The following is a 14,350-nucleotide window of genomic DNA, read 5'->3' on the forward strand; positions in this document are numbered from 1 at the left end:
GTCAGTCCGCCTTGCCGCGCACGGCCTCCTGCACATCCGTGCTCGACAGGGTCTGCGGCGACGCCGTGAAGGCGCGCAGCCGGATCCGGATGCCCGGCCGGGGCAGTGTGAAGCGGCCCGCGGGCGGCCGGAGTTCGTAGCGGGCCGTGCCGTGCGCGGGCAGGGTCCGCGGGCCCCGGACCACCCGCCAGTACGGGTCCATGCCCTGCCCGGTGGTCAGGGTGAAGTGCGGGCTGAGGGCCGCGTCACCGGTGTTGGTGACCTGGAGTGCGAGGCGCGAGACGGTCGCCGCGGTGAGGTGCCGGGCCGCCGTGACCCGCATCCGCAGGGGCGGTGTGCCCGTCGCCGCCACGGCCGCGGCGGCCGGCGCCGGCACCAGCAGCAGGACCGTCGCGGCGATGCGCGCCGCGCGGCGGCGCGGCCCCGGCCACAGGCCCGGGCGCGGCTGCCACGCCCCGGCGAACGACGACGCCGGAGCGGTCACCGCCGCCGCCAGCCACAGCGGCGTCATGAGCAGGTAATAGCCGTCCTGCGACCGGGTCGCCAGATAGAAGGCGCACCAGGGCAGCACGGTCGCCGCCGGTCCCAGCCGCCGGACGAACAGCACGAACAGCGCGAGCAGCCCGGCGAACAGCAGCAGGCTCGCGCGGGAGTACCAGTCGATCCGGTCGCTGCCGTCCGTCAGGTACAGCGAGACGCCGACCACGCCCTGGCCGTGCAGCACCGCCCCCTGCGTGAGCGGCAGGGCGATCCCGGTGAGCCAGCGCCCCGGCTCGCTCATCACGAAATTCGCGTTGACCAGCAGCCACCCGACGGCCGCGACCCCGGCGAACCGTGCCACCACCAGCGCCGCCGCCCGCCCGCCCAGCTCACCGCGCCGCACCGCGTAGATCCCCGCCAGCAGGAACGGCGCCAGGAACCACGGGAGTTGCTGCGCGGCGCACGCCAGCCCCAGACACGCGGCCCGCGCCCAACCCGCAGTCCCGAGCCGTCCGCCCACGCCCGTCCGGGTCCAGCGCACCACCACCGGCACCAGCAGCGCCAGCGCCACGATCGCCGGGTAGCCGAGCCGCCCGTACGACGGCAGCATCCCGAAACCCAGGCACACCAGGGTCGCCGCCGACCGCCACGGCGCCGGCAGCATCCGCCACAGCGCGACCGTCCCGGCGATCAGCGCGCCCGTGCTCACCGCCGTCGCCGGAGTGCCGCCGTGCCCCAGCCACAGCAGCGGCACCGCCAGCAGCGGCGCCAGCGGCGGATAGCCGTACGTCAGGTCGTAGCCGCCGGTCACCGTAGGGGTGAGGGCGACGCCGTGACCGAAGAGCCAGGGCCACGGCTGCCCGTAGACCGGGTGTCCCGCGGCCAGTTCCCGCGCCGCCTGGGTGGTGAGCAGGGCCTCGTCGGAACCGTTGTGGAGCATGATCCACGCGCACAGGGTGAGCGTCACGCCCGTCACCAGCACGCAACCGTCCACCCGGGCCAGCGACCGGGCCCGGCGGACGACCAGGGCCAGCACCCCGCACGCCAGGATCGAGGCGTAGCACAGCGAGATCACCGCGGCCACGGCCGGCCGGTGACCGGCCGCCGACGTCCACACCGCCCGGGTGCCGATCAGCAGACCGATGTCGGCGAGCAGGGTCAGGACGCGGTGCCACTGGGCCGGGGGAGCCGGCGGCGCCACCGCCGACCGGGTGCGCGGACCGGGTACCACCAGCGTCGTTTCTGCCGAGTACACGCCGCAGGACGCTAATCGCCGCCGGTGAGCGGGACCCGGAGGGAGGTGAAGATTCCGGTGTGATCCCGGTAAGGCCCCCGGGCGAGCCCTCCCGGCGGTCCACTCGGCGGCCCCCCGGCGAGTTCCCTCGGGGCTGTCGCCCGCGAGTTCCCTCGGCGGTCCTCCGCGAGTTCCCTCGGCGGTCCTCCGCGAGTGCCCTCGGCGGTCCTCCGCGAGTGCCCTCGGCGGCCCTCGTGGTCCCGTCGGCTCAGTACACGTCCCGCACGTACCGCTTGTCCGCCGCGAGCTGCTTCAGATACGCGGTGGCCTCCGCCTCGCCCAGTCCGCCGTGCGTCATCGCGATGTCCCGCAGCGCCCGGTCCACGTCCTTCGCCATCCGGGAGGCGTCGCCGCAGACGTAGAGACGGGCCCCGTCGCGCAGCCAGTGCCACAGCTCCGGCCCGTGCTCGCGCATCCGGTCCTGCACGTACACCTTGTTGCGCTGGTCCCGGGAGAAGGCGGTGTCCAGCCGGGTGAGGACGCCCTCGTCGCGCAGCGCCGTCAGCTCGTCCTCGTAGTAGAAGTCCGTCGCCCGGTGCTGCTCTCCGAAGAACAGCCAGTTGGGGGCCCGGTGGCCGAGCGCCCGCCGCTCCTGGAGGAACCCGACGAAGGGCGCCACGCCGGTGCCCGGGCCGATCATGACCATCGGCGTCGAGGCGTCGGCCGGGGGCCGGAAGTGCGGCGAGCGCTGCACGAACACCGGCACCTCCGTGTCCGGTCCGGCGTCCGCGAGGTACGGCGAGCAGACCCCGCCGCGCGCCCGGCCGTGCAGGTTCTCGTACCGCACCACGGACACCGTCAGCGAGACCCGGTGGGGGTCGGCCAGCGGACTGGACGATATGGAGTACAGCCGCGGCTGGAGCCTGCGCAGCACCCCGGCCCACTCCTCGGCGCTCGCCCGCACCGCGTACTCGGCGAGCACGTCCACCGCCTGCCGCCCCCAGCTCCACTGCGCCAGCCCGTCCTTGTTGTCCGGCCGCAGCAGCCTGCGCAACTCGTGCTTGTCCCGGGCGCGTTCGGCGACGAAGCGGAGCAGGTCGGGGGTGATCCTGGTGATGTCGAGATGCCGGTGCAGGGCCTCGCCGAACGGCACCTCACCGACACCGTCGACCGCCACGGCCGACCCGGCGTCCACTCCGGTCACCGCCAGCCACTCCTCCACCAGGGCAGGCGCGTTGACCGGCCGCACCCCTAGCGCGTCCCCGGCCTCGTACGCCAGGTCCGTCCCGCTCGTGTCGAAGGTGAACCGCCGGACCTCCTTGCCCGCACCCGCCCGGCTGAGCAGCCGGTTGCCGACCAGCCGGGCGGTGGTGACGGGCTTGGACCGCGTCCTGGGCTTCCCGGCCGACGCGGCAGTCCTCTCGCCCAGCGCCGACAGCACCTGGTCGAGCCACTCCCCGGCGGACGGCTCGAAGTCCGGCTCGCAGTCCGTGCGCGGGGCCAGCCGCACCCCGCCCAGCTCGTCGAGCCGCGCGTCCAGCCGCCGCCCGTGCCCGCAGAAGTCGTCGTAGGAGGAGTCACCGAAGGCCAGCACGGCGTACCGCACCCCGTCCAGCCGAGGGGCCCGCTCGCCGGAGAGCGCGTCCCAGAAGCCCGAGCCGTTGTCGGGTGCGTCGCCGTCCCCGAAGGTGCTGGTGATGAAGAGCAGATCCGCGGTGCGGGCGAGCGTCCCGACATCGGCGTCGTCCATGCCGACGAGGGTCGTGCGGTGTCCCGTCGAGGTCAGCCGCTCGGCCGTGGCGGTGGCGAACTCCTCCGCGTTCCCGGTCTGCGAGGCCCAGAGCACGACGACCTCCCGCCCGGACGGCTCCTGCGGCACGGCGGCCCCGGTCCGCGAGTACATGCCGGCGAGGACGCCGTTCACCCACAGCGCGTGCTCGGGGGAGAAGGGCGCGTCGGGAGGCAGCACCGGCACCCCGGGGGCACCCGAGCCGAGTCCGGCGAGGAAGCCGGTGAGGTACCGGCGCTCCTGGGCGGAGAGCACCGGGGGAGGGGAGGGTTCGAGGCCGAAGGGGTTCGCGCCGCCCGGCGTCACGGCCGTGGGCGTCAGGGCCGGTGCCTCCGGGGCGGGGGCCGGGGACGCCACCTTCGCCAGCGACACCGCGCACACCTTGAACTCCGGCTGGAACGACAGCGGGTCCACCGCGTCGCTCGTCACCGCGTTGATGCTCAGGTACTCGCCGAACAGGTCGTTCCAGTGGAACGGCGCGAAGCAGCAGCCCTGCCGCACCCGGTCCGTCACCACGGCAGGCAGCACGGCCCGCCCGCGCCGCGAGGCGACCTCCACGAGATCGCCGTCGGCGACCCCGAGCGCCGTGGCGTCCGCTGGGTGGAGCTCCACGAACGGCCCCGGGTTCAGCTTGGTGAGCTTGGCGACCTTCCCGGTCTTGGTGAGCGTGTGCCACTGGTGCTGCACCCGCCCGGTGTTGAGCACGAACGGATAGTCGTCGTCCGGCATCTCGGCGGCGGGCAGGTGCGGCCGTGCGAAGAAGGCGGCCCGCCCGGAAGCCGTCGGAAAGCGCAGCCCCTCGTCGTCCACGTACCGGATCGGATTGCGCTCCGGCCCGTCCTCCCGCGCGGCCGGCCACTGCACGGGCGTCTCGCGCAGCCGCTCGTAGGACACCCCGCGCAGGTCCCACCCGGTCTTCGGGTTCCAGAAGCGCTTGATCTCCTCGAAGACCTGCTCGGCGCTGTCGTACGAGAACCCCTTCTCGTACCCCATCGCGCACGCCACCTCCGCGATGATCCGCCAGTCGGCCATCGCCTCCCCGGGCGGGTCCGCGGCCGGCCGGGTCAGCGTGAGGTTGCGCTCGCTGTTGACGAAGACGCCCTCGGCCTCGGTCCACATCGCGCCCGGCAGGACGACATCGGCGTACGCGTTCGTCTCGGTGTCCGTGAACACGTCCTGCGTGACGACGAACTCGGCGGCCTCCAGGCCCTCGATGACGGTGCGGCGGTTGGCGACCGAGGCGACCGGGTTGGTGCAGATGATCCAGCAGGCCTTGATCTCCCCGTCGGCCATCTGCCGGAACATCTCCACCGTGCCCTGCCCGGCCCCGTCGGCGCGCAGCGTCCCGGGCGGCAGCTCCCACACCTCCTCGGTGAAGGCCCGCTCCTCGGCGACGAGCACCGACCGCTGCCCCGGCAGCCCCGGCCCCATGTAACCCATCTCGCGCCCGCCCATGGCGTTGGGCTGCCCGGTCAGGGAGAACGGCCCGGCGCCCGGACGGCAGATCGCTCCCGTCGCCAGATGCAGATTGACCAGGGCGTTGGTGTTCCAGGTGCCGTGGGTGGACTGGTTGAGCCCCATGGTCCAGCAGCTCATCCACCGCTTGCCCGCCTCGCCGATCAGCCGGGCGGCCGTGCGCAGATCGTCCTCCGCGATCCCGGTGATCTCCGCGACCGAGGCCGGGGTGTAGTCGGCGAGAAAGCCGGGCAGCTCCTCCCAGCCCTCGGTGTGGTCCGCGACGAACTCCGGATCGGTGTGCCCGCCCTCGTACAGCAGATGCAGCAGGCCGTTCAGCAGTGCCAGGTCGGTCCCCGGCCTGACCTGGAGGAACAGATCGGCCTTCGCGGCGGTCGCGGTCCGCCTCGGGTCGACGACGATCAGCTTGGCGCCCGCCTTGACCCGCTCCATCATCCGCAGGAACAGGATCGGATGGCAGTCGGCCATGTTCGACCCGATGACGAGGAAGGCGTCCGCCCGGTCGAAGTCGTCGTACGACCCGGGAGGCCCGTCCGCACCCAGCGACAGCTTGTAGCCGGTGCCCGCGCTCGCCATGCACAGCCGCGAGTTCGACTCTATCCGGTTCGTCCCGACGAACCCCTTGGCCAGCTTGTTCGCCAGGTACTGCGCCTCCAGGCTCATCTGCCCGGAGACGTAGAAGGCGACCGCGTCCGGCCCGTGCTCGTCGACGATCGCCCGCAGCCGCGCGGCGGTCTCGGCGATCGCGTCGGCCATGGGCGCCGGGACCGCCTCCTCGCCCCGGTCGTCCCGCACGAGCGCGCTGGTCAGCCGCCCGGGCGCGGCGAGCATGTCGGCGGTGGTCGCGCCCTTGGTGCACAGCCGTCCCGCGTTCGCGGGGTGAGCCTTGTCACCCGACGCCTTCAGCACCGTGCGCCGCCCGTCCGGACCCGTCCCGACATCCAGCACGAGGCCGCAGCCCACACCGCAGTACGAGCAGACGGTGCGTACCCGCTGCGTCTCCTGCTGCGGCCGGGGGGTCGTGGTCATGCCGTCGACGGTACGAACATCCCGTTACGCAGGTGTCACATCACTTGATCACGAGCAGTTACGCCCGTCACACAGCCGCCTTTTGGCCGTTGTGAGGTGCAATGAGGTCGCGGAGCGTGTCGCTGTTGGGCCGAACGGGTGACTCTGCGCAAGAATTGCCCGATGCAGACAGCGAGCGCGAGCCAGGACGGAGCATGCCGGTGAACAGCCACGATGTCACCGACGAACAGTGGGAGGGGCTCGCCCAGGTCGTGCCGCTGCGAGGCCGGGATGCCTGGCCGTCCTCCGTCGGTCACCGGTCCATACCCGAGGCAGAGACGGAGACCCGCCGTCGTTTCGTCGTCCTGCGGGTGAACGTCTTCGCCGACGCCCGTGACGTCGCCGAGCGGCTGATGGCGGGCGTCCCCGTCCTCCTCGACCTCACCGGCGCGGAGACGGAGGTCGCCAAGCGGGTCCTCGACTTCAGCACGGGCGTCGTCTTCGGCCTGGCGAGCGGGATGCACCGGGTGGACCGCAACGTGTTCCTGCTGACCCCGGCGGGGACCGAGGTGACCGGGCTGATGGAAGGAGCGGGCCTCCCCGGGGTGTGACGGCAGGCACGACCGCAGGCGCGACCGTAGCTCGATCGTAGGAAGCCCCCGGAGACGGAACGGTTCGTCCTGCCCGCGGAGCCCTACCGTCCGGACATGACCCAGCCTGCCCTGCCCGACCGCCCCCGCGTCACCGAACTGCGCCTGGCCGCCTTCACCGCCCACCGCCGCGCCGCGTTCCCGCTCGGGCCCCTCACCCTCCTCGCCGGTCCCAGCGGCAGCGGAAAATCCAGCGCGCTGCGGGCGTACGAAGCCCTCGCCCGGCTCGGGGGCGGCGCCCGGCTCGGCGAGGCGTTCCCCGACCCCACCGCCTGCGTCCCGGAACGGGCCCGGCCCGACGCCCAGCGCCGCCGCGGTTTCCGCATCGGCTGCACGGCCGACGGCCCCGAGGGCCCGGTCCGCCTCGACGTGGCCGTGCAGGCCGAGCCCGAACTGCGGGTCGTGGGCGAGCGGTTGACGTCCGACGGGTTGGTCCTCCTGGAGACCGCCCTGCGCGACCCGGGCAAGCGCGCGGTGCAGGCCGCCTGGCACACGGCCGGACCGACACCGGTGACCCGCGGCCCGCTCCCGGACGACCGGCTCGGCACCCCCCTGCTGCCGCTGCGCGTGGCCGGCACGACACCCGGCCAGTGCAGGGTGCTGGCGGCAGCCGAGCAGATGGTCGTCGCCCTGCGCTCCGTCTTCGCCGTCGACCCCGAACCCGCCCGCATGCGCGGCCCCGTGACCGCCGGCTCCGGCCGGCTGCTGGGCGGCTGCGCCAACCTCGCCGACGTGCTGTGGCGGACCCGCGCCGAGTGCGGGCGGCGGCACGCGCAGTTCGTCGCTGCGGTGCGGGCGGGGTGCGCGGGGCCGGTGGCGGATGTGCTCGCCCGGGCGGAGGAGGCCACGGGAACGATCGGCGCCGCGCTCGACCGGGGCGACGGCGTCCGCACGGACCTGCGACGGCTCGGCGACGGCGAACTGCGCTACGTGGCACTCGCGCTGGTTCTGCTCACCGGACCGGCCGTGCTGGAGGTCGACCCGGCCGGCGAGGTGCCCGCCGCGCTCCAGACGCTCACGGTCCTCGCCGACGGCTTCGACCGGGGCCTGGACGGACGGCAGCGGCTGGAACTGCTGCGGCTGGCGGCCCGGATGTGCGAGCGGGGGCACATCCGGCTGGTCGGTGCGGTCAGCGACGGGTCCTGGGCCGCCGGGACGCAGGGAGCCACGGTGGTACACCTGGACCGTGACTGATCCCCTGGACGTGGCCGGACTGCAACGGCGCCTGGCCGATTTCGCGGCCGCGCGGAACTGGCAGCAGTACCACACCCCCAAGAACCTGGCCGCCGCGCTCAGCGTCGAGGCCTCCGAACTGGTCGAGATCTTCCAGTGGCTGACGCCCGAGGAGTCGGCCCGCGTCATGGCCGACCCGGACACCGCGCACCGCGTCACCGACGAGGTCGCCGACGTGCTCGCGTATCTGCTCCAGCTGTGCGAGGTGCTCGGCATCGACCCGCTGGCGGCACTGGACGCGAAGATCGACCGGAACGAGCGGAGGTTCCCGATCTAGCGACACCGTCCCATCGCCCAGAACGAAGAACTCCGTTTGTACGCTACGTAATCAAATCACGGCTCGAATCCGAATCGTTGTCCGCAATTTTCCACCTTCCTCTGGCTTTTCGTCTCACACCCCTTCACTCTGGGTAGTGAACAAGGGAGTGCGGGCAGACGGACGCGCGCAGCGCGTCGGACGAGACGGGGGCAGCGCATGGACGCGGTGCGGCTCATCGTGACGAGCAGGCGGTCCCTGGCGGCGGGCGGCGGCGCGCGGGAGACCCTGGCCGAGGTGTGGCAGGCGCAGGCCCTCGCGCAAGCCATTGGCAGCCGCCTCGCGGTCGCCGGACCGCCCGAACTGCGCGGCGAGGCACTGGGGTTGACGGAGCTGGCGGGCCGGGGCTGCGGCGTCCTGGACCCGCCGGAACTGGCCCCCGGTGAGCTGCTGGCGGGCCAGCTCACCGAGTTGGGCGACGCCCGCCACACCCTGATGTACCTCGGCGGCCTCCTCGGCGACGTCGGCATCGCCCTCGTCGCCCTGGCCAGCTCCGCCGACGACGAGGGCGCGTACTGGCAGTGCATGGAGGCCATCGACGCGGCGGACGAGTCCCGCGACCGCGTCCTGGAGATGCTCCGCAGACTCGCGGACCGGGAACAGACGCTGCCGGAGCGGGAGGCGGGGTGAGACGGGGCGGGAGGCGGGGTGAGGCGGGGCGGGAAAGTCCCTAACCCACCTGCCTCTCCTCGACGATCCTGCGCTCGGAATCCCCCGCGGCCTGAAGATCCGCGTCCAACGCCGAAAGGTCCGCGTTCAACGCCGCCATCAGCTCCTCCATCTGCTGCAACAGCCCTTTCGGCTGCCCGCTCCCGACCTGCTGCGGCACGGTCTCTTCGGACATGACGGCCTCCTCGGCCCCGGCCCCCGGGGAGGCCGACACGGGTGACGCCCCGGCGGTCCACCCCCGGCGCGGAAGCCGGGGGCTCCGGCTCCGACCGAGCCAACGATCACCATCGGGGCCGGTCACTGGCCGGGTCGGGCGGCGGCTGCGGTATTGACGTGATTTCACCCGACCGGGGACCGGCGTGGACGGGGGACCGATCTCGTGATCGTCCGCCGGGGCGGTGCAGGATGGAAGGCATGGATCTTCGCATCTTCACCGAGCCCCAGCAGGGGGCCACCTACGACACTCTGCTCGCCGTCGCCAAGGCCACCGAGGACCTCGGCTTCGACGCCTTTTTCCGTTCCGACCACTACCTCCGCATGGGCACCGTGGACGGCCTGCCCGGCCCGACCGACGCCTGGATCACCCTGGCCGGGCTCGCCCGTGAGACCAAGCGCATCCGGCTCGGCACCCTGATGACCGCCGGCACCTTCCGGCTGCCCGGCGTGCTCGCCATCCAGGTCGCGCAGGTCGACCAGATGTCCGGCGGCCGGGTCGAACTCGGCCTCGGCGCAGGCTGGTTCGAGGAGGAGCACAAGGCCTACGGCATCCCCTTCCCCAAGGAGAAGTTCGCCCGCCTCGAGGAGCAGCTGGAGATCGTCACCGGCCTGTGGGCGACGGACCCCGGCAAGACCTTCGACTTCCACGGCACCTACTACGACCTCACGGAATCTCCCGCCCTGCCCAAGCCGGCGCAGCGGAAGATACCCGTGCTCGTCGGCGGCCACGGCCCCTCCCGCACCCCGCGGCTGGCCGCCAAATACGCCGACGAGTTCAACATGCCCTTCGCCTCCGTCGAGGACAGCGAGCGCCAGTTCGGCCGGGTCCGCGCAGCAGCCGAGGAAGCGGGCCGCGACGGCCACGAGCTGACGTACTCGAACGCCCTCGTCGTCTGCGTCGGCCGGGACGACGCGGAGGTCGCCCGCCGGGCCGCCGCGATCGGCCGCGAGGTGGAGGAGCTGAAGCTCAACGGACTGGCCGGCTCCCCGTCCGAGGTCGTCGACAAGATCGGCCGCTACGCCGAGGCCGGCTCCAGCCGCATCTACCTCCAGGTCCTCGACCTCGACGACCTCGACCACCTGGAGCTGATCTCCGCGCAGGTGCAGTCGCAGCTGTCGTAGGGCCCGCCGAGCCGCCCTCGATAAACGAAGGCGCTGGTGGGCACGGGTGTGCGAAGCTGAGGGCGTCGTCCTGCCGAGCCCCCAGGATCACCGTTCCTGGGGGCTCCCGCATGTACGGCACGGAAAACGTCCACCCAGCCGGAGAGGCCCTCCGCATGTTCCTGACGATCACCACCACCGGCACTCCCGAACGCCCCGCCACCGACCTCGGCTACCTGCTGCACAAGCATCCCGACAAGGCGCAGGCGTTCTCCACCTCCTACGGCACGGCTCACGTCCTCTACCCCGAGGCCGAAGCCGGGCGCTGCACGGCGGCGCTGCTGCTGGAGGTCGACGCGGTGGCACTGGTCAGGCGCGGCAAGGGCAAGGGCCGCGGCGGCGCCCCGGACGCGGCACTCGCGCAGTACGTCAACGACCGCCCCTACGCGGCCTCCTCCCTGCTCGCCGTGGCGCTGAGCGGCGTCTTCTCCAGCGCGATGAAGGGCGTCTGCAACGCCAGGCCGGAGCTGCCGGGCCAGGCCAGGCCGCTGCGCGTCGAGGTCCCCGCACTGCCCGCCCGCGGCGGCCCCGACCTGGTGCGCAAGCTCTTCGAGCCGCTCGGCTGGACCGTCACCGTCGAACCCGTGCCGCTGGACACGGAGTTCCCCGACTGGGGCGACTCCCGGTACGTGCGCCTGGTCCTGGAATCGGACACGCTCACCCTCGCCGAGGCCCTGCGCCACCTCTACGTCCTGCTCCCCGTCCTCGACGACGCCAAGCACTACTGGGTCGCCCCCGACGAGGTCGACAAGCTGCTGCGCGTCGGCGAGGGCTGGCTGCCCGGCCACCCGGAACAGCGGCTGATCATCAGCCGCTACCTGTCACGCCGCTGGTCGCTGACCCGGCAGGCCACCGAGCGCCTGGAACTGGTGCGGCTCGCCGAGACCGACGACAGCGAGGTCGAGGAGATCGACAACGCCGTCGAGGCGGAGACCGAGACCGAGGAGAAGCCGACCCCGCTGGCCGTGCAGCGCCGCGAGGCGATCGTCACGGCTCTCCGGCAGTCCAAAGCCGCCCGGGTCCTCGACCTCGGCTGCGGACAGGGCCAGTTGGTGCAGACGCTGCTCAAGGACCCGGCGTTCACCGAGATCGTCGGTGTCGACGTGTCGATGCGCGCGCTCACCATCGCCTCCCGGCGGCTGAAGCTGGACCGCATGGGGGAGCGGCAGGCATCGCGCGTCCAGCTCTTCCAGGGCTCGCTCGCGTACACCGACGTCCGGCTCAAGGGCTACGACGCCGCCGTGCTCAGCGAGGTCATCGAACACCTCGACCTGCCCCGGCTGCCCGCCCTGGAGTACGCGGTGTTCGGCTCGGCGCGTCCGAGGACGGTCCTCGTGACCACCCCGAACGTCGAGTACAACGTGCGCTGGGAGTCCCTCCCCGCCGGCCACGTCCGGCACGGCGACCACCGCTTCGAGTGGACCCGCGCGGAGTTCCGCGCGTGGGCCGAGGCGGTGGCCGAACGGCACGGCTACGGCGTCGCGTTCGAGCCCGTCGGCCCCGACGACCCCGAGGTGGGACCGCCCACCCAGATGGCCGTATTCACCCTGACCGCACCGAAGGAGGCGAAGGCGGCATGACCGACGCACAGCAGGGGCGCGTGCTGCCCGTCACCGACCTGTCCCTGGTGGTGCTGGTCGGGGCCACCGGCTCCGGCAAGTCCACCTTCGCCCGCAGGCACTTCAAGCCCACCGAGGTCATCTCCTCCGACTTCTGCCGCGGCCTCGTCTCGGACGACGAGAACGACCAGGGCGCCACCAAGGACGCCTTCGACGTCCTGCACTACATCGCGGGCAAGCGCCTGGCCGCCGGCCGCCGCACGGTCGTGGACGCGACCAGCGTGCAGTCCGACGCCCGCCGCCAGCTGATCGACCTGGCCAAGCAGTACGACGTGCTGCCGATCGCGATCGTGCTCGACGTGCCCGAGGAGGTGTGCGCCGAGCGCAACGCGGCCCGCACCGACCGCGCCGACATGCCCCGCCGGGTCATCCACCGCCACACCCGCGAACTGCGCCGCTCCCTCCGGCACCTGGAGCGCGAGGGCTTCCGCAAGGTGCACATCCTGCGCGGCGTGGAGGAGGTCGAGCACGCCACGGTCGTCACCGAGAAGCGCTTCAACGACCTCACCCACCTCACCGGCCCGTTCGACATCATCGGCGACATCCACGGCTGCGCCGCAGAACTGGAGGCCCTGCTGGGCAAGCTGGGCTACGTCGACGGCGTCCACCCGGAGGGCCGCACGGCCGTCTTCGTCGGCGACCTGGTCGACCGCGGCCCGGACAGCCCCGGCGTGCTGCGCCGCGTCATGGCGATGGTGAAGTCCGGCAACGCCCTGTGCGTGCCCGGCAACCACGAGAACAAGTACGGCCGTTACCTGCGCGGCCGCAAGGTCCAGCACACCCACGGCCTCGCCGAGACCATCGAGCAGATGACGGGCGAGAGCGAGGAGTTCCTCGCCGAGGTACGGGAGTTCCTCGACGGCCTCGTCAGCCACTACGTCCTCGACGGCGGCCGGCTGGTCGTCTGCCACGCCGGTCTGCCCGAGAAGTACCACGGCCGCACCTCCGGCCGGGTCCGCAGCCACGCCCTGTACGGCGACACCACCGGGGAGACCGACGAGTTCGGCCTGCCGGTGCGCTACCCGTGGGCGGAGGACTACCGGGGCCGGGCCGCGGTCGTCTACGGCCACACCCCGGTCCCGGAGGCGACCTGGCTCAACAACACCATCTGCCTGGACACCGGCGCGGTCTTCGGCGGCAAGCTCACCGCGCTGCGCTGGCCGGAGCGCGAACTGGCCGACGTCCCCGCGGAGCAGGTCTGGTACGAGCCGACGAAGCCGCTGCGCAGCGAGGCGCCCGGCGGGCAGGACGGCCGTCCGCTGGACCTGGCGGACGTGCGGGGCCGCCGGGTCGTCGAGACCCGGCACCAGGGGCGCGTCGCGATCCGCGAGGAGAACGCGGCGGCCGCCCTGGAGGTCATGAGCCGCTTCGCGGTGGACCCGCGGCTGCTGCCGTACCTCCCGCCGACCATGGCCCCGACGGCCACGAGTCACGTCGAGGGCTACCTGGAGCACCCGGAGGAGGCCTTCGCCCAGTACAAGGACGACGGGGTCGCCCGGGTCGTGTGCGAGGAGAAGCACATGGGCTCGCGGGCGGTGGCCCTGGTGTGCCGCGACGCGGAGGCGGCCCGCAAGCGCTTCGGTGTGGACGGTGCCACGGGGTCCCTCTACACCCGCACCGGACGTCCCTTCCTCGACGACGACGCGCTCACCGAGGAGATCCTCGACCGGGTGCGCACGGCGGCCGGCGAGGCCGGCCTGTGGGACGAGCTGGAGACGGACTGGCTGCTGCTGGACGCCGAGTTGATGCCCTGGTCGCTGAAGGCGTCCGGTCTCCTGCGGTCGCAGTACGCGGCCGTGGGCGCCGCGTCCGGCGCGGTGCTCCCGGAGGCCTTGAGTGCCCTCCAGGGCGCGGCGGCGCGCGGTGTCGACGTGGCGGGCCTGCTGACCCGTACCGGCGAACGCGCCACCGACGCGGCCGCGTTCACCGAGGCGTACCGCCGCTACTGCTGGACCACCGACGGCCTCGACGGCGTGCGCCTGGCACCGTTCCAGATCCTCGCGGTCCAGGGACGCAGCCTCACCGGCCTGCCGCACGACGAGCAGCTCGCCCTGCTCGACCGGCTCGTCGAGCACGACGGCAGCGGCCTGCTCCAGACCACCCGGCGCCTCTACGTCGACACCGCCGACCCGGAGTCGGTGCGGGCCGGCGTCGACTGGTGGCTGGAGATGACCGGCCGCGGCGGCGAGGGCATGGTCGTCAAGCCGGTCGGTGCGGTCGTCCGCGACGGCCAGGGCCGCCTGGTGCAGCCCGGCATCAAGTGCCGCGGCCGCGAGTACCTCCGGATCATCTACGGCCCGGAGTACACCCGCCCGGAGAACCTCGCCCGCCTGCGCTCGCGGTTCCTCAACCACAAGCGCTCCCTGGCCATCCGCGAGTACGCGCTGGGCCTGGAGGCCCTGGACCGGCTGGCCGAGGGCGAGCCGCTGTGGCGGGTGCACGAGGCGGTGTTCGGGGTGCTGGCGCTGGAGTCGGAGCCGGTCGACCCGAGGCTGTGAG

General features: G+C 72.9%; 10 protein-coding genes. 7 read left to right on the forward strand and 3 right to left on the reverse strand.

All coding sequences use genetic code 11. The annotated features are described in order from the left end of the window. Position 1: 1 nt before the first annotated feature. The gene (locus tag RFN52_RS30525; protein ID WP_373308452.1) at positions 2-1,681 is read right to left on the reverse strand and encodes a hypothetical protein; all 1,680 of its coding nucleotides are present in this window, start codon (positions 1,679-1,681) and stop codon (positions 2-4) included. 301 nt (positions 1,682-1,982) lie between these two features. Continuing rightward, a complete protein-coding gene (locus RFN52_RS30530) occupies positions 1,983-6,008 on the reverse strand; it encodes a bifunctional nitrate reductase/sulfite reductase flavoprotein subunit alpha (RefSeq protein ID WP_184850934.1) in 4,026 nt (1,341 codons plus the stop codon). A gap of 194 nt (positions 6,009-6,202) precedes the next feature. Here RFN52_RS30530 and RFN52_RS30535 point away from each other — a divergent pair, with 194 nt between their 5' ends. The 4 genes from RFN52_RS30535 (at position 6,203) to RFN52_RS30550 (ending at position 8,816) form a co-directional block, all read left to right on the forward strand. After that, on the forward strand, positions 6,203-6,598 hold the full coding sequence (locus tag RFN52_RS30535) for a cell division protein SepF (protein WP_031134653.1): 396 nt from the start codon (positions 6,203-6,205) through the stop codon (positions 6,596-6,598). 96 nt (positions 6,599-6,694) lie between these two features. After that, positions 6,695-7,831 carry an AAA family ATPase gene (locus RFN52_RS30540; RefSeq protein WP_184850937.1) on the forward strand — a complete coding sequence of 379 codons (1,137 nt, stop codon included), beginning with the start codon at positions 6,695-6,697 and terminating at the stop codon, positions 7,829-7,831. After that, complete coding sequence (locus tag RFN52_RS30545; protein ID WP_184850939.1) at positions 7,824-8,147, forward strand: nucleotide pyrophosphohydrolase; 324 nt, start codon at positions 7,824-7,826, stop codon at positions 8,145-8,147. The genes RFN52_RS30540 and RFN52_RS30545 overlap by 8 nt, the downstream gene beginning before the upstream one ends. Before the next feature lie 198 nt (positions 8,148-8,345). Beyond that, positions 8,346-8,816, forward strand: coding sequence for a DUF6099 family protein (locus RFN52_RS30550; RefSeq protein WP_184850941.1), 471 nt, complete (start codon positions 8,346-8,348; stop codon positions 8,814-8,816). Between the two features lie 40 nt (positions 8,817-8,856). Here RFN52_RS30550 and RFN52_RS30555 read toward each other — a convergent pair whose 3' ends face one another. Then, entirely contained in the window at positions 8,857-9,030 is a 174-nt protein-coding gene (locus RFN52_RS30555; RefSeq protein WP_184850943.1) for a hypothetical protein, read from the reverse strand. Positions 9,031-9,269: 239 nt separating this feature from the next. Here RFN52_RS30555 and RFN52_RS30560 point away from each other — a divergent pair, with 239 nt between their 5' ends. From RFN52_RS30560 to RFN52_RS30570, 3 genes are all read left to right on the forward strand, one after another. Further along, on the forward strand, positions 9,270-10,193 hold the full coding sequence (locus tag RFN52_RS30560) for an LLM class F420-dependent oxidoreductase (protein ID WP_184850945.1): 924 nt from the start codon (positions 9,270-9,272) through the stop codon (positions 10,191-10,193). 155 nt (positions 10,194-10,348) lie between these two features. Beyond that, the gene (locus RFN52_RS30565) at positions 10,349-11,812 is read left to right on the forward strand and encodes a 3' terminal RNA ribose 2'-O-methyltransferase Hen1 (RefSeq protein WP_184854086.1); all 1,464 of its coding nucleotides are present in this window, start codon (positions 10,349-10,351) and stop codon (positions 11,810-11,812) included. Next, positions 11,809-14,349: a polynucleotide kinase-phosphatase gene (locus RFN52_RS30570; RefSeq protein WP_184850947.1), complete on the forward strand. Its 2,541-nt coding sequence runs from the start codon at positions 11,809-11,811 to the stop codon at positions 14,347-14,349. Before RFN52_RS30565 ends, RFN52_RS30570 begins: the two co-directional genes overlap by 4 nt. The last annotated feature ends 1 nt before the right edge of the window (position 14,350 follow it).

Source organism: Streptomyces collinus, assembly GCF_031348265.1.
Classification (GTDB): Bacteria; Actinomycetota; Actinomycetes; order Streptomycetales; family Streptomycetaceae; genus Streptomyces; species Streptomyces collinus.

What these genes read in the sequence shown, in the direction of transcription:
- RFN52_RS30530 (WP_184850934.1), bottom strand. Translation starts at nt 6,008, where the DNA reads ATGACCACGACCCCCCGGCCGCAGCAGGAGACGCAGCGGGTACGCACC.
- RFN52_RS30535 (WP_031134653.1), top strand. Translation starts at nt 6,203, where the DNA reads ATGCCGGTGAACAGCCACGATGTCACCGACGAACAGTGGGAGGGGCTC.
- RFN52_RS30540 (WP_184850937.1), top strand. Translation starts at nt 6,695, where the DNA reads ATGACCCAGCCTGCCCTGCCCGACCGCCCCCGCGTCACCGAACTGCGC.
- RFN52_RS30550 (WP_184850941.1), top strand. Translation starts at nt 8,346, where the DNA reads ATGGACGCGGTGCGGCTCATCGTGACGAGCAGGCGGTCCCTGGCGGCG.
- RFN52_RS30555 (WP_184850943.1), bottom strand. Translation starts at nt 9,030, where the DNA reads ATGTCCGAAGAGACCGTGCCGCAGCAGGTCGGGAGCGGGCAGCCGAAA.
- RFN52_RS30560 (WP_184850945.1), top strand. Translation starts at nt 9,270, where the DNA reads ATGGATCTTCGCATCTTCACCGAGCCCCAGCAGGGGGCCACCTACGAC.
- RFN52_RS30565 (WP_184854086.1), top strand. Translation starts at nt 10,349, where the DNA reads ATGTTCCTGACGATCACCACCACCGGCACTCCCGAACGCCCCGCCACC.
- RFN52_RS30570 (WP_184850947.1), top strand. Translation starts at nt 11,809, where the DNA reads ATGACCGACGCACAGCAGGGGCGCGTGCTGCCCGTCACCGACCTGTCC.